The organism is Candidatus Delongbacteria bacterium, assembly GCA_020634015.1.
In the GTDB taxonomy this organism is placed as follows: domain Bacteria; phylum CAIWAD01; class CAIWAD01; order CAIWAD01; family CAIWAD01; genus JACKCN01.
The window spans coordinates 71,832-91,856 of the sequence record JACKCN010000003.1 but is presented as its reverse complement, the minus strand read 5'-3'; the positions used below and the strand labels follow the sequence as shown (position 1 = coordinate 91,856).

Here is a 20,025-nt window from a genome sequence, read left to right as displayed (position 1 = left end):
CGACGTGCCGAGCCCTCGACGCTGATCCTGTCCTCCACATCCACCCTTCCTCTGCGGCCAACCGGCCCCCTACCTACTGACAAGCGACACTCGAGTCCTCCTTCGCGGAGGACTTCGTGTCTCGGGCCGTTCCGGTTCAGGCGCTGAGCACGCCGTGCCCCGCGAAGGCATCGTCGGCGTGATAGGAACTGCGCACCAGTGGACCCGACTGCACCTTGGGCACCCCGATCTCGCGGGCATAGCGGGCGAACTCGTCGAAGGCATCGGGATGGACATAACGATCCACGGGCAGGTGCTTGGTCGTCGGCTGCAGGTACTGCCCGATGGTGATGAAATCCACCTGATGGGCGTGCAGGTCGCGGATGATTCCGCGGATATCCTCGTCGTTCTCGCCAATGCCCACCATGAAGCCGCTCTTGGTGTAGAAGCCATTCTTCTTGGCGCGCTGCAACAGCGTCAGACTCTGCTGGTAGTCGGCCTGGGGACGTACGGTGCGATACAGGCGGGCGGCGGTTTCCACGTTGTGGTTCAGCACATCGGGCTTTTCCTGCAGCACCAGTCGCAGGGCCGAATAATCGCCCTTGAAGTCGGGAATCAGCACTTCGATCTTCAGCTCGGGAAAGGCCTTGCGCAGCTTGTGGATGGTCAGCGCGAACACCCCGGCACCCTTGTCGGGCAGCTCGTCGCGGTCGACGCTGGTCAGCACCACGTACTTCAGATTCATCTTGCTCACGGCGTCGACCACGCGGTCGGGTTCGTCCCAGTCCACGATGCCGGGACGGCCGGTCTTGATGTTGCAGAATCCGCAGGAGCGGGTGCAGGTGTCGCCCAGGATCAGGAAAGTGGCCGTTCCCTTGTTCCAGCACTCGTGCAGGTTGGGGCAGCGGGCCTCTTCGCAGACCGTGGCCAGCCGCTGCTCACGCATCAGCCGGTTGATGGTCTGCAGTTCCTTGCCATGGCTCAACCGGATTTTCAGCCATTCCGGTTTCGGTGTTTTCGGGGGAGTTGCGCAAGCGCTCATGTGCTGTCCTGTGTACTGGACCGAGCCTTGTGATCGGTCCGTGAAAAGGATCATCTATATAGGTATTGGCTGCCAAACAGACCAGATTCTCCGCGCCGCTCCGAAGCTGTCCAGGCCCGGATCAGGCGTGAGAATCAAGCCCGGACGCACGGATGCTGGCGCCTGGCCAGCAACAACGGGTGGCAAGGATGCGGGCCTCACGCCAGCAACCGAGGGTGGCAAGGATGCTGGCCTCATGCCAGCAACCACGGGTGGCAAGGATGCTGGCCTCATGCCAGCAACTGCGGGTGGCAAGGATGCTGGCCTCACGCCAGCAACCGGGGGTGGCAAGGATGCTGGCGTCAGGCCAGCAGCCGGGTAGGTGCTACAAAAAGGAATCCCGGCCCTTGGGCCGGGATTCGGATGAAGGTGGAAGGACTCGAACCTTCGACCAGCGCCTTAAAAGGGCGATGCTCTACCGACTGAGCTACACCTCCGTGCTGTTCTCCCCGGCGACAAGCGGGCCGGCGGCCCCGCAAAGTAATGCGCGGGCCTTGGACGCGCAAGCTGGCGGCCGGCGAGGTCGGTTCAGGAATCCGCGAAGGGATCCTCGTCATCGGGTTCGTAGAGATTGGGGTCTGCCCTGTCCACGCCCATCAGGCGCGCGAACTCCGCTTCCTCCGGGCTGAGCGGTTTCTTGCGCCGCATCTTGTCCGGTGCCTGACCGGCGGCCCGGGGCGCATCGTCCTCATTCAACCGCTTTCGCTTCGCGCGCGCGGGCTTCTCGGCCCTGGGAGCGGAATCGGGCTCGGCGGATGACTTGCGGCCACGCGGCGCGGACGCCGGGGGCAAGACCCAGCCCTCCTCCTGAATCGGGGAGGAGTCCTGATCTCCGGAATCCGCGGGCGCCTGAAAGGCCGAAAGCCAACCGTCCACTTCGCGCTCACTGAGCGGGCTGCCGCTCTTGCGCACTCGCAAGCCATCGGCATCCGGCCCCTGCTTGCGTGCCTGGCGGTCCTCCTGACTGTCGTCACCGCTTGCACCGCGCACATCCGCGGGATCGGGAAGGGAGGCACTGAGGAAATCCTGACGGAAACGGGCACAGGCCATGATGGTGACACCGCGGAACTTCGCCTGCTGACGCAGCTCGGCATCATCGCTGACCAGCACCAGATCCAGTCGCTGGCTGGCACGGCGTACTTCGCGGCTGATCAGTTTCAGCAGGCGGCCATCCGCCGTCTCGGGTGCGGCCGCCCAGCTGACCATCAATCCCGCGGGCGGCTGTTCATCGGGCAGGCGTGCACCGTCCAGTACCAGCCGGATCTGTTCCACAGGCAGTCGGTCCTGCCGGACCAGCCATCGGCAGAACAGCGTGCGCGCGCCAGCTGGATCCGTGGCGAGCAGGGAGGCCAGCCCGGACTCGCGGTGCAGCAGGTTGTAACCATCGATGAAGTAGATCGCCAGAGCCGGAATCGCCATGGTGCCTCGGAAGTTATGCACAGTGCCTGTGGGCGCAATTGCCAGAATCATGCCAGATCCGTAACGAGATCCAAACGCCCATCGCACTGATTTCAATGGACTTGCAATTCATGTCCTGAATTATCCACCAAGGACAGGGAGTTATCCAGAAGTTATCCACAGAAAAGACACAGGGTCTGGCAAGAAAGAAGCCAACGCCCGGGTCACGCCGGATTGCTGGTTTCGGTACCCGGCTGCGGCGCTTTTCCACCCACGGATGAGCTTGCCGGGGCCTCGTTGCTGCGACAATCCCCAATCTTCAGCGGCCCGGGGTCCAGGGGCAGTTCCACCCGCATGAAATCCCGGCTGAGGGTGCTGGCCGCAAAAATCTCCTTCACTCCTCGCATCAGGGGCGAGGTGTCGGCCATGTAGCGGCTTGAGATGTGGGTCAGAAAGAGATGCCCCACTCCGGCATCCCTGGCCACGCGCGCCGCATCGCCGGACGTGCTGTGCTGGGTGCGCCGGGCATGCACCCGATCGCCCTGCTCGAAGGTGGCCTCGTGGACCAGCACTTCGCTGCCCCGGGCCAACTCCACCGACATCTCGCAACGGGCCGTGTCCGTACAGACCGTGATGCTGCGCCCCGGACGGGATTCTCCCACCACTTCGGCCGCCTCGAGCAGCCGGCCATCGGCCAGGGTGATCGATTCGCCTCGCGTCAATGCACCCCGTTCCGGCCCGAATGGAACCCCCAGCGCATCGGCCTTGTCGGCATCGAAACGTCCGGGGCGATCGCGCTCGCGAATCCGGTATCCCAGCGTATACAGCCGATGCTTGAGCGGTGCGGCGGTCACCGTGTAATCCGGCGTTTCCAGCACGGTGGTCGGTGTGCTGATTCCGGGCAGCTCGGTGATCGTGAGCGGGTAGGTGAATTCGGTCTGGCAGAGGCGTTTCATGAAACCCACATAGGACTCCAGCCCGGGAGGCCCCAGAATCTGCAGGGGCTCTTCGCGCTTGCCCAGCTGGTAGCTGTTGAGCAAACCGATCAGGCCGAAGAAGTGGTCCCCGTGCAGGTGCGTCACCAGGATCCTGTCAATGCGTCCCCGGCGCACGCCCGCCCGCAGGATCTGCATCTGTGTGCCTTCCCCGGCATCCACCAGCAGGCTCTCGTGAGTCATCTGCACGTACACGCTGGTCACATTGCGGCGTACCGTGGGGATCGCGGCCGAGGTTCCCAGAAATACCAGTTCCATCAGTGGGTCTCCAGTAGCTGCCGTGCCAGTTGACGGTAGCCCGCGAGGCCCGCCTGCAGTTCGTCCAGCGTGATCGATTCGTCGGAGCGGTGCGCCATCTCGATGCGCCCGGGTCCGATCAGGTATACATCTCCCAGTGGGCGCAGGTACTCGGCATCGGTGCCGAAGGGCGCCACGCAGAGCGGCCAGCCGGGCAGTTCGCTGAAGACCTGCGGCTCGCCAGCCCCTTCGAACTCCACCCGGCAGCGTCCGGCCACCAGCGCCAGAATGCGTGCCTGGTACCAGGCCATCTCGCGCACGGTGCGGAAGCAGAACTCCCCCTCGGCCTCGGCGGGTATCACATTGGCGGCCACACCGCCCGAGATGCGCCCCAGATTCACATAGGTTGGCCCCAGCACGGGATCCGTGGGCCAATTCTCCTCCAGCAGGCTACGGCTGCAGGCCAGCAGAGTCGCGATTGCGCTCTCGCCCAGGTGGGGCAGGCTGCTGTGAGCCGCCCGGCCCTCGGCGCGCAACCAGAGCTTGAGCACACCCTTCTGGGCGCGCACCAGTTTCATTTCGGTGGGTTCGCAGAGGATGATGCTGCGCGTGCCCGTCACCGGAGGCAGCGGGTCCGCTTCGCCAGCGCGTCGCGCTCCCGCGTGATTCACTTCCTCACCCACCACCAGCAACACACCTGCGGACACACCTTCCGCCAACAGCTCTTCCAGCACGGTCAGCATGCAGGCCAGTCCGCCGTGCGTATCACAGGTTCCGCGCCCCGACAGGACATCGTCCTGGCGGCTGAAGGGAATGAAGGGCGGCACCGTGTCGACGTGCGTGCTGAACCAGAGCCGCGGCGCCTGGCCCGACCAGGCCAGCAGATTGTCGCGGCCGTCCGCCACGGGTTGGCGGGCCACCTGCAGCCCATGCTCGTGACACCAGCCTTCGAGAAAGGCAATGATCTCCTGCTCGCCGGGTGTCACGGAGGGGATTGAAACCAGACGCTCCGTGAGGAGCACGGAGCGTCTGAGTGAATCGCGGATATCGGGTTCGCGGAAGCCAGAAACCATCAAGCGAAGATCCTCTTCAGGGCGATGTAACGGCTGGCGTCAATGGGCTCCACATCGAAGCGCTTGACCAGCTCCAGCAGTTGTTTGACGTTCTCGGCGATCTTGGTGCGGGTCATCACCTTGGACTCGCTGACCTTGGCACGCGTGCGTGCATTCTCCTCGTCGCTCACGGTGGAAATCAACTCCACGTAGGCGGCGATCACACCACCCGCATTGGCGATGAAATCGGGAATCACGATCACCCCACGCTTGTGCAGGGCCGTGCGACACTCGGCGGACAGCGGGTTGTTGGCTCCCTCAACCACATAACGGGCCTGGATGCGTGGCTCGTTGTCCTTGTGCAGAACATCCTGCACTGCGCAGGGAAAGAGCAGGTCCACGGGCTGAAAGAGCACATCCTCAAGGGGAAGCTGGCGATACCCGCCGGCCTTCAGTTCCTGCACCGAGGCGGCAAAGTCCATCTGCGCGAGGTTGTCACGCAACGTGGGAGTCAGGCCTTCGGGCAGGTACCAGGTGCCTTCGAGGCGCGGATCGCTGATCCAGCAGATGGTCGCGCCCGTCTCACTGAAATAGCGGATCACACCGGCACCCATCGCACCGGCCCCCTGAATGGCGCACGTGATGCGCGAGGGATCTTCGCCCTTGACTTCCAGCAGGGTTTCGGCCGCCTGGGCCACACCCAGACCGGCGATGCCCTCGGCGTCGTAGTCCGTGCCGCCCATTTCCACCGGCTTGCCCGTGAAGCCCTTGGTGCTGCCCAGTTCGTCACAGGCCCATTTGCAGTGGATCGGATTGCCACCCAGATCGTAACCAAAGCCGCCCCAGGGGCCGCCGTTCTCGCGCAGCATCGGCTTGAGCAGCTGCACGAAGCGCCGGTACTTCTTCTCGAATCCCGGCTCATTGGGATCCGCGGCCAGTCCGGATTTGGCTCCGCCCAGAGCCAGGCCCGCGGCTGCGTTCTTGAGGGTCTGGATGCGGGAGAGCATTTTCAGCTCGGCCACGTCCACCGTGGGAGTCAGCCGTGTGCCACCCTTGCCGCAGGCCCCAGCGGGCCCTTGCGCAGGCCAGTGTGCTCCAGACCACCAGATGGCCGGTGACCCCAGCTCCGGGTCGCGCACGGTGAGTTCCACTTCGGGCTTGAGATTCTCAAAGCGCTCGTTCAATTCCTGCAATTCGGCCCGGAAGGCCGTGCTGTTCTCTGCGTACTGCATCGAAGGAATCCTTTGTCTGCCGGGTTGGCCCGGAATCCATCCGCGCGTGTCGGCAAGCCGACTCGTGCGAATCCTGTATTACAAGACGGTCTTGCCTGATTCAGGAGATGCCTGCCGGGAGTGGCCGGAAGGAGGAACGGAACCCGGCATGGCTCCGGGATGGTGGATTGTCCACACGATGGAATCAATCTTTGCCGCAGACCGGCAGTGGGCATGGCGATCCGGATGCTGCCGGGAAATCTGTCGCGACCGGTTCCGGATCCTGCCTGGACAGCGGGCCCACTGGGTGAAGAACCCGCGTTCCTCCGCTTTGTCGAGCGGAGCGCCAAGGTGCCATTTTGACGCTAAATCCAACAGGCGCGCGGGCATTCCCGGGGATCTTTTGATAGATTGGCCCGCTCTGATGCAAAGCAGGAGAATCCGCATCCGCTCTTCACAAGGACCGACCGATGCACCTGCTGGCTCTGGATCCGCGGCGACCTGCGCCCACCTGGAACGCTTCCTCAAGGGGCGTGGGCTGCACCGGATTGCAGCGCGTGGTGCTGGGGCTCTCGGAGGAATCGATTCCGCACTGGCGGCCGCACTGGCCGTGCGCGCCCTGGGCGCCCAGAACGTACACGCCATTGCCCTGCCCTTCCGCGCCTCCAGTCCCGCGTCGCTCGCCGATGCCCGTGCCGTGGCCGACAGCCTGGGCCTGACCCTGGAGCTGCTGGAGATTTCTCCCATGGTCGATGCCTTCGCCGCGGCCCTCGACCAGCCCGACGCCCTGCGCCTGGGCAACATCATGGCCCAGGTGCGCATGACCGCGATCTTCGACCGCAGCGCCTCGCTGGGCGCTCTGCCGCTGGGGACCTCCAACAAGACGGAACTGCTCCTCGGCTACGGCACCTGGTACGGCGATCTGGCCAGCGCCATCAACCCGCTGGGCGACCTCTACAAACAGCAGGTCTTCGCGCTCAGCCGCCACTGGGGCTGCCGGCCAGTGTGCTCGACAAGGCTCCTTCGGCCGACCTGGAGGAAGGCCAGACCGACGAGAAGGATCTGGGTTGGGACTACCTCACCATGGACCGCGTGCTGGTGCGCCTGATTGACGCGCGCCTCTCCCCCGAACGCCTGATTGCCGACGGGTTTGACGAGGCCACCGTGCGCGGCATCCTCGACCGGGTGCGGCGCTACCATTTCAAACGCAACCTGCCCGTGATCCCCAAGGTGTCCAGTCGCACCATGGGTCTGGATTGGCTCTACGCCCGGGACGCGGGACACTGAGCCGGCCAGGGCCCGCCGGCGGCGCATCCATGACCGGCATCCTCTACATCGTGCCCACTCCCATCGGCAATCTGGCGGACATCACTCTGCGCGCCATCGAGGTGCTCAGGGCCGTGCCCCTGATCGCGGCCGAAGACACACGCACCAGTCGCCGCCTGCTGGAACACCACGGCATCGCCACGCCGATGACTTCCTACCACGATTTCTCCAGCCCGGCCGCTCTGGACAGACTGACCAGCCACCTGGCCGCCGGCTCGGATCTGGCCCTGATCAGCGACGCCGGCACTCCCGGCATCAACGACCCCAGTTATCGCCTGGTGAATGGCGCCATCGCGCTGGGCATTCCCGTGGTGCCACTGCCGGGAGCCACCAGCATCATTCCGGCCCTGGTGGGCAGCGGCTTGCCCACCGACCGCTTCAGCTTCCTGGGTTTCGTGCCGCGCAAGAAGGGCCGCCAGACCTTTCTGGCCGAGCTGGTGGAGCGCCCCGAGACCAGCATCTTCCTCGAGTCTCCGCACCGGCTGCCGGACACTCTGGCCGCCCTGGCCGCCAGCATTCCCGATCGCCGACTCTGCGTGGCCCGGGAACTGAGCAAGCTCCATGAGGAGTTCCTGCGGCTCAGCACGCTGGAGATGCGCGATCACTTCAATGCCAACCCCGTGCGCGGTGAATTCGTGCTGCTGCTGGAAGGCAAGGCTCTGGCCAGCAAGCGCCAGCAGGCGGCCGAGGCCGAGGCCAATCGGGACCCACGCGGGAGGATGCCATTGTGAACCCCGGTCTGCTGATCAGCTTCGAAGGCAGCGACGGCAGTGGCAAGAGCACCCAGATCGCCCTGCTGGAAACCTGGCTGAAGGAACAGAATCGCCCGGTGGCGGTATTCCGGGAGCCCGGCGGCTCGACCATCTCGGAAGCGATCCGCGCGATTCTGCTGGATCCCGGTCACACGGCCATGGCCGCCGACACCGAACTACTGCTTTATACCGCCAGCCGGATGCAGTTGCTGCACGAGAAGGTCTGCCCGGCGCTGGCCGAAGGGCGAGTGGTGATTCTGGACCGTTTCGCCGACTCCACCACGGCCTATCAGGGCTGGGGGCGCGGATTGCCGCTGGAGCGGGTGCGTCAGCTGAACGAGCTGGTGCGCAGCATCGCCTGGCCCCGACGCACCTACTGGCTGGACCTGGATCCCGCCACCGGACTGGCCCGCGCCGGTTCACGGGGGGCCGAAGCCGACCGCCTCGAGCGCGAGCGCCTGGAGTTCTTTCTGGCTGTGCGCGAAGGCTATCGCCGGATCCATGCCGAAGATCCGCAGCGCGTGATCAAGCTGGATGCGGGCGCTGCCGTTAACCAGATTGCCATGCGCATCCGCGAGGACCTGTCTCTGCTGCTGCCCCGCCCCTGAAGGGTGAAACGCCCGCCCCGCGTCGGGTTCCAAGGGGGTGCCTGTCCCGCGACGAGGCGATTCCGGGCCGGACCCGATTTCTGGACTGCCGCCCGCCGACACACTCAAGCGACCCGATTGGAACTGCCCGATGAAACTCTCCCGCGTCCTGCCCTTTCTCCTGATGGGTCTGCTCCTGATGGGAGCGGACGAACCGGCCAACCGCGACGAATACATGGCCTCGATGCGCGAGAATCTGCAGCGCTTCCAGAAGGTGTACCAGTACCTGGTGTTCCGCTATGTGGACGAGATCAACCCCGAAGCCACCATCGAAGCCGCGATCCATGGCATGCTGGACGAGTTGGACCCCTACACCGACTACTTCATCGAAGAGGAAGCGGAAAGCCTGGACGAGATGACCCGGGGCGAGTACGGGGGTCTGGGCATGCAGGTGGGCCAGCGTGGCAGCACGAAGCGCCTGACCGTGATCAGCCCCTTCGAGGATTCGCCCGCCTGGAAGGCCGGTCTGCTGCCCGGCGATGTGATCACCGAGATCGACGGCCTCTCCACGACCGACGAGAAACTGTCCGACGTGGTCAAGCACATGAAGGGCGAGCCCGGCACCCAGGTCACCATCACGGTGGAACGCCCCGGTTACGAAACCCCGCTGGTGTACACACTCACGCGCGAGATGATCGCGATCCAGGACCTCAAGTTCGCCGGCATGATCGACAAGTCGCAGGGGCTGGGCTATGTGCGTCTCACGGGCTTCAGCGGCAAGGCCACCGAGAGCCTGCGCAAGGCGCTGATCGACCTGAACGCCCAGGGGCTGAACAAGCTGGTGCTGGACCTGCGTGGCAATCCGGGCGGCCTGCTGCGCGAAGCGGTGGGCGTGTCGGATCTCTTCCTGCCCGTGGGTGCGCGCATCGTGGAGACCCGCGGCCGTGACGATGAGATCCTGAAGGAGTACACATCCGAGAACGACCCGATCTTCACGGGCGAGCTGGTGCTGCTGGTGAACCAGGGCAGCGCCTCGGCCAGCGAGATCGTCAGCGGCGCGATCCAGGACCTGGACCGCGGCGTGATCGTGGGCACCAACACCTACGGCAAGGGCCTGGTGCAAAGCGTGGTGAGCCTGGACAGCAACAGCAAGGTCAAGCTGACCACCGCCAAGTACTACATCCCCAGTGGGCGCCTGATCCAGCGCATCGACTATTTCGAGGACAACAAGGTCCTGTACCACATCAACAAGGGCGAGCCGGTGGACAGCCTGTTCCACACCGACCAGGGGCGCGTGGTGATCGGCGGACGCGGCATTCTGCCCGACGTGGAGCAGGAGCCCGAAGCCTGGCCCTTCTTCGTGTCCGAACTGTGGCGCTCGAACCTCTTCATCAATTTCCTCACGGACCGGGAGCGTGAGGGACACGCCATCGCGAAGACCAAGGTCAACGCGGCTCTGCTCTCCGAGTTCCAGACTTTCATCCAGAAGAGCGAGTTCACCTTCAAGCCCAGTGGCAGCGAGCAGCTCGAGGAGCTGGAAAAGATCGTCGAGCGCGAAGGCTACGGCAGCCCCGTGGCCGATGCCCTGATCAGCCTGCGCCAGAAACTGGAAGGCGACCCGGAACAGCACTTCGTCCAGAATCAGGAATGGATCGAGCGCCTGCTGACCAGCGAGATTCTCAGCCGCAGCGAGGGCCAGGATGCCCGCACGCTGTATGCCCTGAGTTACGACCGCCAGTTCGATGCGGCCCAGCGTCTGCTCACGGCAGGCGAGGACCAGTACCGCGCCACCCTGAGGCCCGTGGTGACCACCGCATTGGAAGAGAGTGCCCGCTGAGTCCTGCACGGACAGTACACCATGATGACGCCCGGAGCCTGGCTCCGGGCGTCTGCTTTTGCGGAGCTCCCGTCTCGTTTCCCGGCGCGGGCCGGGTTCGGCCCACGGTGACACCCAAGGGAATTTCCCCCGGATTTGCCAAGCTTGGCCCTTCTGGCGCCAAAGACCACGTCGGAGGCCACGTCAAAGACCATGTCGGCATTCACCCCAAGGAGGACCTGTGATCTGGATCTGGATCGGCTTCGTGAGCCTGGTGATGGGATTGCTGGCCCTCGATCTGGGGGTCTTTCATCGCAAGGCCCACGTGGTCAGTGCCCGGGAAGCCATGGGCTGGTCGGCGGTCTGGATCACTCTCAGCCTCTGTTTTGCCGTCTTCGTCTACTTTGGCTATGAGAACCAGTGGCTGGGAATGGGCAGCACCGTGGATGCGGTGGACGGCCTGGTGAACGACGGCCACAACGCCGTGCTCAAGTATCTCACCGGCTACGTGGTCGAATTGTCCCTGAGCGTGGACAATGTCTTCGTGATCGCCCTGATCTTCAGCTTCTTCGCCGTGCCCGCGATCTACCAGCACCGAGTGCTGTTCTGGGGCATCGTGGGGGCCCAGGTACTGCGCGGCGTGATGATTCTGGCGGGCGCGAAACTGGTGGCCGAATTCCACTGGGTGCTGTACCTCTTCGGGCTCTTCCTGGTGATCACGGGCCTGCGCATGCTGCTTCCCGGCGACAGTGACCCGGACCCGGCCAACAATCCGGTGATCCGTTTCGTGCGCCGTTTCTTTCCGGTCACGGCCCGCTTTCACGGAGAACACTTCGTGGTGCGTGCGGGCTCGCCCGAATCCCGCATGGCGGCGCTGCCCGGCCAGACCGAGCAGGTGGACGAGGTGGTGGCCAGAGCGCGTCCCGGCACCCTGTTGCTGACTCCGCTGGCCCTGACCCTGGTGATCGTCGAGACCACCGACGTGGTCTTCGCCGTGGATTCGATTCCCGCGATCTTCGCGATCACGGCCGACCCCTTCCTGGTGTTCACCAGCAATGTCTTCGCCATTCTGGGGCTGCGCTCCTTCTACTTCGCGCTGGCCAGCATGCTGGACTCCTTCCGCTTTCTCAAGCTCTCGCTGGCCCTCGTGCTGCTGGTGGTGGGCGGCAAGATGCTGGCCGGAGAATGGCTGCAGACCCTGCTGGGACACAACTTCAACCTGTACCTGCTGGCGGCCGTGGTGGGCATTCTGGGCTCGGGCGTGATCGCTTCGATGCTGTTCAAGGTCGAGGAAACTCCCGCGGAGCCGAAGCCGTGACACAGACGCCCTTGCCCGGCCCCGCGGTGGTCTTCTGCGATTTTGACGGCACCGTGACCGAAGAGGACACGCTGGTGCTGCTGCTGGACCGCTTCGCGCGGACCCGTGCCGACGGGGCCCACTGGCGCTCCATCGAAGACGACCCGGACCTGCCCGAGATCGAGAAACTGCAGGCCGAGATGGACCTGCTGGCACTGGACTGGCCGCAGGCTCTCGAGTATCTGCACACGGTGGTGCGCATCCGCGCGGGCTTTCAGGCCTTTCACGACCGGCTGCAGGCCCGCGGCATTCCCCTGAAGCTGGTCTCGGGCGGCTTCGTGGAGATCATTGAAGCCTTCCTGCCCCCGGCCCGATATCCGGGCATGGAGCTGCTGGCAAACAGGATTGAAGTGCAGAACAGCGTCTGGCGTGTGCGCCCCGCCGCCAGCCCGAAGATCACCGGGGCCTGCAACCACTGCAAGAGCTGGCATCTGGGCCAGCATGACGGACACACCCTGGTGTACATCGGCGACGGTTCCACCGACTTCTGCCCCGCCGGTCAGGTGCCGGTGGTCTTTGCCCGGGACAGCCTGGCCCGCCACCTGGACCGAGCCGGCAAGCCCTGGTGGCCCTTCGAGACATTCCACGAGATCGAGACACGCATGGAGCAGCTGGGACTTCTGTGACCCAAGCGGCTCGCGAAAGGAAAGGACTTCCCATGGGTTTCAACACCCGCGCGATTCACGCCGGCCAGGAGCCGGACCCCCAGACCGGTTCGGTGACCACGCCGATCATCCAGACCTCCACCTTCGCCCAGACCGGCATCGGTCAGCACAAGGGCTGGGACTACACGCGCGCGGGCAACCCCACTCGCGACGCGGCGGAAGCCAATCTGGCCGCACTGGAAAACGCGAGCCACGGCCACCTGTTCTCGTCGGGCATGGCGGCCATTCACGCGCTGACCGTGCTGCTGAAGACCGGCGACCACATCGTCTGCACGCGTGATGTTTACGGCGGCACCTGGCGCCTGATCACCCAGATTCTGGAACCCTGGGGCCTGAAGGCCGATTTCGTCGAGAGTCACACGGTGGCCAATGTCGAAAAGGCGATTCGCCCCGAGACCAAGCTGCTCTTCATCGAAACGCCCACCAACCCGCTGCTGACGGTGACCGACATTGCCGCCATGGCCCAGCTGGCCCGCAGGCACAAACTGATTCTGGTGGTGGACAACACCTTCATGTCGCCCTTCTTCCAGAACCCGCTGGACCTGGGCGCCCATATCGTGATGCACAGCTGCACCAAGTACATCCTGGGTCACAGCGACATGATCGCGGGTTTCCTGGGCACCAGCGACGACGCGCTCTCCGAGCGCCTGCGCTTCATGCAGAAATGCTCGGGCGCGCTGCCCAGCCCCCAGGACTGTTTCCTGATTCTGCGCAGCACCAAGACCCTGGGCGTGCGCATGGAACGCCACTACTCCAACGCGCTGAAGGTGGCGCTGATGCTGCGCGACCACCCCCGGGTGAGCAAGGTGCACTACCCCGGCCTGCCCAGTCATCCCCAGCACGAGCTGGCCACCCGCCAGATGCGCGGTTTCGGCGGCATGGTCAGTTTCGAGCTGGCCGATCGCGCGGCCGCCGAGCGCTTTGCCACCTCGGTGCGTGTCTTCACCCTGGCCGAAAGCCTGGGCGGAGTCGAGAGCCTGGTCAACCACCCCGCCGGCATGACCCACGCCAGCGTACCGAAGGAACAACGCGAGGCCTACGGCCTGACCGACAGCCTGCTGCGCCTCTCGGTGGGCATCGAGGACATCGAGGACCTGCTGGACGACCTGAGCCAGGCGCTGGCGAAGGTTTGAGTCACGGCGGCATGTCACATGACTGCAACGGGCGACCCTTGGGTCGCCCGTTTCCATCTGGGTTCTGCATGAAGGAAGGCCACCGCCGGGCAGGTGCCGGCGGGATCCATGCAGTCTATTCCAGAAGCAGAAGCTTTCGCGTCACACACTGCCCGCAGGCTTCCAACCGGGCCAGGTAGACACCACTTGCCAGGTCTTCCCCGTGAAAGGAGACCTCGTGGGCACCCGATTGCTGCCAGCCGGATACCAGGGAGCGGACTCGCTGGCCCCGCAAGTTGAAGATGTCGAGCTCCACGCGTTGACTCTGCGCCAAGGTGTAGCTCAGGGTCGTCGCTGGGTTGAAGGGGTTGGGATAACTGTCCAGTTCCAGTGCGAAGGTTCCGGGGTGCCCACGCCGGTTGTCTTCCAGTCCGGTAGCCCAGTATTCCACACCGTCTATCCGGGCGTAGGCGATTGTGTAGGTGACATGTCCGAGATCCCCTACGCTAAAGCCTGTGAGACCGAATGACGGCGACAGCATGTATTCCTGGTAACAACACCTGCTGTGAACCATTGCCGAATCCGGGCCACCGAAGGGCCCGACGGTACTCGTTTCGGCATGGAAGTAGGTGTCCACTGCGTAGCCGCAAAGGAAGTTTGTGTAGTATCCGAATCCCTGGGCACCAAGGTCCAGCAGCACTGCTTCGCTGGTACCGGCGCTGTCGCAGTCCCCGAGCCATTCACTGTACACCTTGACATCCAGGGCTGCGGTATCCACGCGGGCATATGAGGTCAGCCAGGGTTCGATTCCCCCCCATTCCAGCAGGTCGATACCGGACAAGCGGCTGTAACGCACACCATTGGGCAGCAGCGTGTCCCCCACCACCTCGACCATCCTGAACCCGTCATCGTAGGGTGTGCCGTTGTAGGGAAAGACCATCACGGCATACTCCCACCGGTTTCCCTCCTGCAACGGGAACATGCTCAGGGCGCGGGTCGAATCGAGTTGCGCCCGTGCCGGCGCTTGCAGCAGGAGCAGGAGTGCAATCATCATGAAGGGCATTTCGGTCACCTTCGACTCGGGATGCAATTCGCCACCAACCGCAAATCAGGTGGTCTGACGCATACGCCGCGAAGATAACCCGGCGTTCCTGGGGGAAGCAAGTGCTTTGGTTTGCCGAACAATGATTTTCAGAAGCGGTCCTGTGGCAGCCTCCATGAAGGGGGACAGGAGCGGCGCATTGTCGTCCGGGTGAGGAGGCGGTCTCCGGGTCCGCCTCCGAGTCCGCCGGATGTAGTCCTTTACGCCCGGAGTTCTTGGCCCGCCTGCCGCCCCGGGCAGGCGCTGGCGGCTGCGCAGACCGCTGCGCTCCGCCAGAATCGCCGGAAATGACATCTGCATGTGCTTGTTTTCATGTCAGTTGACAAATCCATTCACGGCGTGAATGATTTTCATTCATGCTATGAATGATTGTCATTCACCGAGTGAATGATTAACATCGGGCCATGAATCCGGAACCCCTTTCCCGGCTCAGCGAAACCGCTCTGACGGACCGGCTGCGCATCATGCCCGTGGTCGTCCTCAGCGGGGCGCGCCAGACCGGCAAGAGCACTCTCGCCAAAGCCATTGATCCCGAGCGCCGCAGTCTGAGTCTGGATGATCTGGACACGGCCGAGCTCGCGCGCCACTCGCCCGCCCAGCTGCTGGACCTGGCGCCCACACTGGTGCTGGACGAGGTGCAGAAGGAACCCGGCCTGCTCGCGGCCATCAAGCTGCATGTGGACCGCGACCGCCAGGCCGGGCGCTTTCTGCTGACCGGATCGGCCAATCTGCTGCTGATGCAGCAGGTCTCGGAATCACTGGCGGGCCGGGCCAGCTACTTGACCCTGTGGCCCATGACCCGCCGGGAGCAGGCGGGTCTGGGACGAGCAGGTTTGTGGCAGGAGTTGCTGGACACCCCCGACTCCCAGTGGCTGGACTTGCTGCGCAGCCAGCCGGAGCTGCCCGAAGACTGGAAGGAACTGGCCCGACGCGGAGGATTTCCCACGCCCGCCCTGGAACTGAATTCCTCCGCCGAGAGGGAAATCTGGTTTGATGGTTATGTGCGCAGCTATCTGGAACGCGATCTCCAGGACCTGTCCAGCATCAGCTCTCTGGCCGATTTCCGGCGACTGATGCGTGCCGCCGCCCATCGCACGGGGCAGCTGCTGAACCAGACGGAGCTGGGGCGCGATGTCTCACTGCCACAACCCACGGTCCACCGCTGGTTGAATCTGCTGGAGACATCCACCCTGTTGGTGCGCCTGCCCGCCTGGTCGGTCAATCGCACACGCCGCCTGATCAAGTCCCCCAAACTCTACTGGGCCGACACGGGTCTGGCCCTGCATCTGGCCGGAAGCCCTGAGCCCCTGGGCGCACATCTGGAAAACATCGTGCTGCATGACCTGCTCGCCTGGCGCGAGACAGCCCTGCCGCGCGTGGATCTATTCTACTGGAGAACAACCACCGGAGACGAGGTGGATTTTGTGATCGAGAGTGGGTCCCGGCTTCTGCCCATCGAAATCAAGAGCGGCACCACGCCCCGTGTGTCCGACACGAAGAATCTCCAGACATTCCGCAAGGAGTATGAGGGCGAGGCGCGCACGGGCCTGCTGATCCACACGGGCGAGATGCTGGACTGGCTGACGCCGGGCGTGCTCGCGGTTCCCTGGTGGCGCTTGCTCTGAGATTGCTTGCACCGTGGTCGTCCAGACTTCCGACCTGAAATCTGGAAGGACAGCCAGACGAATGCATCATCGAAGCATGGCGATTCTGGAGACTCTTCCGGGTGGCTGACGCAGGATCTCGCGTCAGCCCCATTCCATGGCGGGCCGGGTCAGGGCAGCAGCAAATTCAGTCCGATGATCACCAGCAGGATCCAGCCTGGCACAGTCAGTCTCCAGGCAAGAGGCGCCCGCCCGAGCTCCATGAAGTACTCCGAAATCAGAATGGCCTTGGCCGACACCGTGAGCCACAACAGTGTGGCCATGCCCTGTGCGCCAGCCCAGGCCCCGATGAGAACCAGCCCGCCGAGCACCAACCACAGGAAAGCAGGAAATGTCCGCAAGCCCTTCATTGCCCGCCCCCCAGGTAGACAAGGGGAAACAGGACCAGCCAGACCAGATCCACCATGTGCCAATAGGACGCGGCCGCTTGCCAGCTGGAAAGACGCTCGCGTGCTGAGGTCCCGCTTGCCTTGTGGCGTCGGGCCAGCAGCAGCAGGGCCATGCCAAGCCATACATGGGCCAGATGAATGAAACACAGGAAAAAGTAAAAGAAGTGGAAGCTGGAGCTGGACAGATGACGGCCCTGCGCGAATAGGCCGGCAAACTCGCTCAATTTGATCAGACTGAACACAAGTCCCGCGAAGACAGCCGCCAGAAACCAGCGCCCGGCCTGCAGCCCGTCACCGGTTCGCTCAAGGCTCCTGACACCAGCGAGGGCCGTGGCGCCGCCCGTGAGCAGCACCAGAGTATTGATCAACCCGGTCGTTGCGTGCAGGTCGGCGCGTCCCGCGGCAAATCCTGCTGGGTCTCCCCGCTCGAACCAGGCGAACACGCCGAAGAACAGCGCGAAAGTGACCAGTTCGGCAAAGATGAAAATCCACATGGCCGTATCACCGGGCACCTCACGGGGCAAAGCGGCAGGTGTCCGCGTACTCATTGTGTCAGTTTTCCGTAGATGGTGGTCAACAGTTCGGGCAGTTCCGCCGGACGCTGCAGCAAGTGCCAGTGTCCATTGCCAAGCATCGCCGGCAGACCGACTCTGGCCCGGGGGTCCAGTGCCAGAGCATGCACGGCAATGCCACGACTTCTGGCTTCGCGCAGAGCCTGTCGGACGTCCGCGATGCCGTGACGTCCTTCGTATCGGTCGAAGTCGTTGGGCCGACCATCCGTGATCATCAGCAGCAGTCGCTTGCGTGAAGGCACCAGCGCCAGGCGGTCCGTGGCATGACGCAAGGCAGGTCCAATGCGGGTGTAACCCTTGGGTTCAAGACCGCCCAGTCGGGCTCGCCCCTCGCTCCATGACTCGCCCCGGCGATGCACCAGCCAGGTACGACAGTGATGCCGGGTGCGGGAATGAAAGGCCAGGATCTCCAGGTCTTCTCCCAGGCGATGAACCACTTCACCGAGAACCAACGCGGCATCCTTGCACAGGTCCAGCACTCGCAGGTCGCCCACCCAGGCATCACTGGACAGTGATACATCCAGCAGCAGCGTCAGCGCCAGATCCGGGCGGCGGCGAGAGTCCCGCCGATACCACTTGCCCTCCGCGTCATGGCCGGAACGGATGGACCCTGCATCCTCCGCATACGCATCTGTATCCAGTTGCTCGCCGTCCTCCTGACGCGATACGGGTTCAAGACGCTCCTTCTCCCGTTCCAGCACCCGCTGCAGGCGGCGGATCTGGGGCTCCAGCAGGGGTAGGCGGGCAGCGGCCCAGCCTGAATCACGGCTTCCCGGCACAGCTGGAAACACATGACACCAGTTCTCCCGGTAGCAACCCCGGCGTTGGTCCCATTCCGGATAGGGCAAACCTCCCTCCGTGGCACCCTCGGCGCTTTCAGGAATTCCCGGGTCCAGACGAAGGTCCGCGCGCAGAATGCTGGAGGCGGATTCACCCCCGCGGATCACATGGCGCAGGTCCACTTCCTGCAGTGCCTCAAGTTGTTCCTCGAGCTGGTCATCCCCATCGGTCTGGCGTGTGCCGCCTCGATACTCGTCCGCCGTTTCGACCTTTTCGAACACATGCATCAGCACCTGGTCCTGCAGATCCTTGCCGGAAAGACGCACCTGTTCGATATCCGCGCGAGCGGGTATCTCAAATTCCGTTCCTGTTGAGTTCTCGGGAGCTTGCACCTCGGCGGGAATTCCCAGTTCGCCGTCCGAGACGATGGCGGGCAGCCATTCGGGCCAGCAGGCAAGTGCTGGGGATTCGAGCCCGGAGTCCGTTGCCGTCAGTCGATCCAGCAAGGCTCTGTCACCCCAGGGCTGCTCCCCGGCGAGGGCCTGGCGCCGAGCCTCTTCCAGAGCAGCCGCGGTTCCGGCCAAGGCGGCGAGATCGGGGCGCAAGGCAAGGGCGGCCGCTTCGCTTCGTTCAAGAGGCACCCGAAGGCCCGGCCAGTCCGCCAGCAACCGTGTGCGGGCGGCTGCAGCTCGCCGCAGTGAATCGATGACGAACCCTCCCTTGACCGAGGACACTGGAGGTCCATCCGCCAGCATCACGGCACCCAGCAAGGCGAAGGAAAGCAGCTGGTCCAGAGCAGCCTGCGGGTCTGTCACTCCGGTCAGGCGCTCCGGCAGCAGCAAGCCGTCGTGCAACAGACCGCCCGCCCCGCGGGCCACTCCCACGCGGCAGGGCCAGCCAGCCAGCAGTTGCACGGGCACGGTAAGCCGGGAAATCAGCAGGGAGCTGTCATAACCGGGGGTTTCATCCTTGGCGGGAGGGCGCAGGCGTCGCCAGAGCGCACGCAAGCCCGTATACAGCCGCTCTTCCCAGTCCAGCTCGAGTCTGGGCATGACGGCAGGACGACCCGGAACGCCCATCTCAGAATGCCATCCGGATCAGGTCGCGCAGGCTGACCAGCAGGTCCGGATCGTCACTCAGCGGTTCCGCCAGGGCGGTGTCACAAGCTTGCCTTGGCGCCATGCCCGCCAGCAGCAGGCGGGCAGCATTGACCAGCAGGCGCGTTGAAGCGGGCTCGGCAAAACCCAGGTCCTTGAGGCCACGGAGTTTCGAGCCCAGCACGGCCAGACGCTTGGCCTGTGATGCATCGATGCCTGTCTCGCCCTGCAGAATGCGGGCCTCGGCCTCTGCATCCGGATACTCAAAACCTATTCCCAGAAATCGCTGGCGTGTGCTCGGTTTCAGTTCCTTCAACCCTCGGGTGTAACCAGGGTTGAAACTGATCACCAGCATGAAGCCCGGCGCGGCCAGTACCTCCTCATCATGGCGCTCGACGAAAAGGCGTCGCCGATGGTCACTCAACGGGTGCAGGGCCGTGATCACATCGGGTCGCGCCTCAATGATTTCGTCCAGATACAGAATGGCCCCCTGGCGCAGGGCGCGGGTCACGGGGCCATCCTGCCAGACGGTTTCTCCGCCGTGAATCAACCAGCGCCCCAGCAGGTCGGTCACACTGGTGTCGTCGTGGCAACAGACCGTCACCAGTGGGCGTCCAAGACGGGCGGCCATGTGTTCCACCAGTCGCGTCTTGCCGCAACCCGTTGGGCCTTTCAACATCAGGGGCAGATGCTGGGCGAAAGCCGCCTCGAAAATCCCGCACTCGTCTCCGGATGCGTGATACCAGGGAAGGGTGTCGCACGTTGTCAGTGGCATCCTGTGTGCCTTTCAAGCTCCTTCGCGGTGCGAAGCGACCCGCAGAGGAAGCGGGAGCCGAATCGCTCCGGCTCCCGT

At 64.2% G+C, this 20,025-nt stretch carries 19 protein-coding genes and 1 tRNA gene; 9 read left to right on the top strand and 11 right to left on the bottom strand.

Annotation, left to right across the window (positions count from 1 at the left end; all coding sequences use genetic code 11):
• Positions 1–136: 136 nt before the first annotated feature.
• The 6 genes from lipA to H6678_07110 form a co-directional block, all read right to left on the bottom strand.
• Positions 137–1,021 (bottom strand): lipoyl synthase, encoded by an 885-nt coding sequence (gene lipA / locus H6678_07135; GenBank protein MCB9473566.1) that lies wholly within the window; start codon positions 1,019–1,021, stop codon positions 137–139.
• A gap of 403 nt (positions 1,022–1,424) precedes the next feature.
• A tRNA-Lys gene (locus H6678_07130) sits at positions 1,425–1,497 on the bottom strand.
• Positions 1,498–1,588: 91 nt separating this feature from the next.
• Positions 1,589–2,530 carry an NYN domain-containing protein gene (locus H6678_07125; GenBank protein ID MCB9473565.1) on the bottom strand — a complete coding sequence of 314 codons (942 nt, stop codon included), beginning with the start codon at positions 2,528–2,530 and terminating at the stop codon, positions 1,589–1,591.
• Between the two features lie 152 nt (positions 2,531–2,682).
• Positions 2,683–3,711, bottom strand: coding sequence for a ribonuclease Z (gene rnz / locus H6678_07120; GenBank protein ID MCB9473564.1), 1,029 nt, complete (start codon positions 3,709–3,711; stop codon positions 2,683–2,685).
• Positions 3,711–4,763, bottom strand: coding sequence for a M20/M25/M40 family metallo-hydrolase (locus H6678_07115; GenBank protein MCB9473563.1), 1,053 nt, complete (start codon positions 4,761–4,763; stop codon positions 3,711–3,713). Before H6678_07115 ends, rnz begins: the two co-directional genes overlap by 1 nt.
• Entirely contained in the window at positions 4,763–5,974 is a 1,212-nt protein-coding gene (locus tag H6678_07110) for a Glu/Leu/Phe/Val dehydrogenase (protein ID MCB9473562.1), read from the bottom strand. Before H6678_07110 ends, H6678_07115 begins: the two co-directional genes overlap by 1 nt.
• A gap of 403 nt (positions 5,975–6,377) precedes the next feature.
• Here H6678_07110 and nadE point away from each other — a divergent pair, with 403 nt between their 5' ends.
• The 8 genes from nadE (at position 6,378) to H6678_07070 (ending at position 13,589) form a co-directional block, all read left to right on the top strand.
• The gene (gene nadE, locus H6678_07105) at positions 6,378–7,061 is read left to right on the top strand and encodes an NAD(+) synthase (GenBank protein ID MCB9473561.1); all 684 of its coding nucleotides are present in this window, start codon (positions 6,378–6,380) and stop codon (positions 7,059–7,061) included.
• Positions 7,037–7,240, top strand: a complete 204-nt coding sequence (locus tag H6678_07100) for a hypothetical protein (GenBank protein ID MCB9473560.1) — start codon at positions 7,037–7,039, stop codon at positions 7,238–7,240. The genes nadE and H6678_07100 overlap by 25 nt, the downstream gene beginning before the upstream one ends.
• Positions 7,241–7,269: 29 nt before the next feature.
• Positions 7,270–8,010, top strand: a complete 741-nt coding sequence (gene rsmI, locus H6678_07095) for a 16S rRNA (cytidine(1402)-2'-O)-methyltransferase (GenBank protein ID MCB9473559.1) — start codon at positions 7,270–7,272, stop codon at positions 8,008–8,010.
• The gene (locus H6678_07090; GenBank protein MCB9473558.1) at positions 8,007–8,639 is read left to right on the top strand and encodes a dTMP kinase; all 633 of its coding nucleotides are present in this window, start codon (positions 8,007–8,009) and stop codon (positions 8,637–8,639) included. Before rsmI ends, H6678_07090 begins: the two co-directional genes overlap by 4 nt.
• A gap of 130 nt (positions 8,640–8,769) precedes the next feature.
• Positions 8,770–10,455 (top strand): S41 family peptidase, encoded by a 1,686-nt coding sequence (locus H6678_07085; GenBank protein MCB9473557.1) that lies wholly within the window; start codon positions 8,770–8,772, stop codon positions 10,453–10,455.
• Between the two features lie 256 nt (positions 10,456–10,711).
• Positions 10,712–11,752: a TerC/Alx family metal homeostasis membrane protein gene (locus H6678_07080; protein ID MCB9473556.1), complete on the top strand. Its 1,041-nt coding sequence runs from the start codon at positions 10,712–10,714 to the stop codon at positions 11,750–11,752.
• On the top strand, positions 11,749–12,417 hold the full coding sequence (locus H6678_07075) for an HAD-IB family phosphatase (protein ID MCB9473555.1): 669 nt from the start codon (positions 11,749–11,751) through the stop codon (positions 12,415–12,417). The genes H6678_07080 and H6678_07075 overlap by 4 nt, the downstream gene beginning before the upstream one ends.
• Positions 12,418–12,449: 32 nt before the next feature.
• Positions 12,450–13,589, top strand: a complete 1,140-nt coding sequence (locus H6678_07070) for an aminotransferase class I/II-fold pyridoxal phosphate-dependent enzyme (protein ID MCB9473554.1) — start codon at positions 12,450–12,452, stop codon at positions 13,587–13,589.
• Between the two features lie 115 nt (positions 13,590–13,704).
• On the opposite strand, the gene H6678_07065 is transcribed toward H6678_07070, so the two are convergent.
• Positions 13,705–14,622 carry a T9SS type A sorting domain-containing protein gene (locus tag H6678_07065; GenBank protein ID MCB9473553.1) on the bottom strand — a complete coding sequence of 306 codons (918 nt, stop codon included), beginning with the start codon at positions 14,620–14,622 and terminating at the stop codon, positions 13,705–13,707.
• 452 nt (positions 14,623–15,074) lie between these two features.
• Between H6678_07065 and H6678_07060 the strand changes: the two genes are divergently transcribed.
• Positions 15,075–16,295 carry an ATP-binding protein gene (locus tag H6678_07060; protein ID MCB9473552.1) on the top strand — a complete coding sequence of 407 codons (1,221 nt, stop codon included), beginning with the start codon at positions 15,075–15,077 and terminating at the stop codon, positions 16,293–16,295.
• A gap of 149 nt (positions 16,296–16,444) precedes the next feature.
• Here the strand turns inward: H6678_07060 and H6678_07055 are convergent, their stop codons facing one another.
• The 4 genes from H6678_07055 to H6678_07040 all read right to left on the bottom strand — a co-directional run bounded on the left by H6678_07055 (position 16,445) and on the right by H6678_07040 (position 19,947).
• Positions 16,445–16,597, bottom strand: coding sequence for a hypothetical protein (locus tag H6678_07055; protein ID MCB9473551.1), 153 nt, complete (start codon positions 16,595–16,597; stop codon positions 16,445–16,447).
• Positions 16,598–16,680: 83 nt separating this feature from the next.
• Entirely contained in the window at positions 16,681–17,271 is a 591-nt protein-coding gene (locus tag H6678_07050; GenBank protein ID MCB9473550.1) for a cytochrome c oxidase subunit 3, read from the bottom strand.
• Positions 17,268–19,127 carry a hypothetical protein gene (locus tag H6678_07045; protein ID MCB9473549.1) on the bottom strand — a complete coding sequence of 620 codons (1,860 nt, stop codon included), beginning with the start codon at positions 19,125–19,127 and terminating at the stop codon, positions 17,268–17,270. The genes H6678_07050 and H6678_07045 overlap by 4 nt, the downstream gene beginning before the upstream one ends.
• A gap of 28 nt (positions 19,128–19,155) precedes the next feature.
• A complete protein-coding gene (locus H6678_07040) occupies positions 19,156–19,947 on the bottom strand; it encodes a CbbQ/NirQ/NorQ/GpvN family protein (protein ID MCB9473548.1) in 792 nt (263 codons plus the stop codon).
• Positions 19,948–20,025: the final 78 nt, after the last annotated feature.

Excerpts from the sequence above, each read along its gene's own strand:
- H6678_07040 (MCB9473548.1), bottom strand. The coding sequence starts at position 19,947 with ATGCCACTGACAACGTGCGACACCCTTCCCTGGTATCACGCATCCGGA.
- H6678_07080 (MCB9473556.1), top strand. The coding sequence starts at position 10,712 with ATGGGATTGCTGGCCCTCGATCTGGGGGTCTTTCATCGCAAGGCCCAC.
- H6678_07085 (MCB9473557.1), top strand. The coding sequence starts at position 8,770 with ATGAAACTCTCCCGCGTCCTGCCCTTTCTCCTGATGGGTCTGCTCCTG.
- H6678_07060 (MCB9473552.1), top strand. The coding sequence starts at position 15,075 with ATGAATCCGGAACCCCTTTCCCGGCTCAGCGAAACCGCTCTGACGGAC.
- H6678_07070 (MCB9473554.1), top strand. The coding sequence starts at position 12,450 with ATGGGTTTCAACACCCGCGCGATTCACGCCGGCCAGGAGCCGGACCCC.
- rsmI (MCB9473559.1), top strand. The coding sequence starts at position 7,270 with ATGACCGGCATCCTCTACATCGTGCCCACTCCCATCGGCAATCTGGCG.
- H6678_07115 (MCB9473563.1), bottom strand. The coding sequence starts at position 4,763 with ATGGTTTCTGGCTTCCGCGAACCCGATATCCGCGATTCACTCAGACGC.
- H6678_07045 (MCB9473549.1), bottom strand. The coding sequence starts at position 19,127 with ATGCCCAGACTCGAGCTGGACTGGGAAGAGCGGCTGTATACGGGCTTG.
- H6678_07125 (MCB9473565.1), bottom strand. The coding sequence starts at position 2,530 with ATGATTCTGGCAATTGCGCCCACAGGCACTGTGCATAACTTCCGAGGC.
- nadE (MCB9473561.1), top strand. The coding sequence starts at position 6,378 with ATGCAAAGCAGGAGAATCCGCATCCGCTCTTCACAAGGACCGACCGAT.
- H6678_07100 (MCB9473560.1), top strand. The coding sequence starts at position 7,037 with ATGGACCGCGTGCTGGTGCGCCTGATTGACGCGCGCCTCTCCCCCGAA.
- H6678_07050 (MCB9473550.1), bottom strand. The coding sequence starts at position 17,271 with ATGAGTACGCGGACACCTGCCGCTTTGCCCCGTGAGGTGCCCGGTGAT.
- H6678_07110 (MCB9473562.1), bottom strand. The coding sequence starts at position 5,974 with ATGCAGTACGCAGAGAACAGCACGGCCTTCCGGGCCGAATTGCAGGAA.
- H6678_07065 (MCB9473553.1), bottom strand. The coding sequence starts at position 14,622 with ATGATGATTGCACTCCTGCTCCTGCTGCAAGCGCCGGCACGGGCGCAA.
- rnz (MCB9473564.1), bottom strand. The coding sequence starts at position 3,711 with ATGGAACTGGTATTTCTGGGAACCTCGGCCGCGATCCCCACGGTACGC.
- H6678_07055 (MCB9473551.1), bottom strand. The coding sequence starts at position 16,597 with ATGGCCACACTGTTGTGGCTCACGGTGTCGGCCAAGGCCATTCTGATT.
- lipA (MCB9473566.1), bottom strand. The coding sequence starts at position 1,021 with ATGAGCGCTTGCGCAACTCCCCCGAAAACACCGAAACCGGAATGGCTG.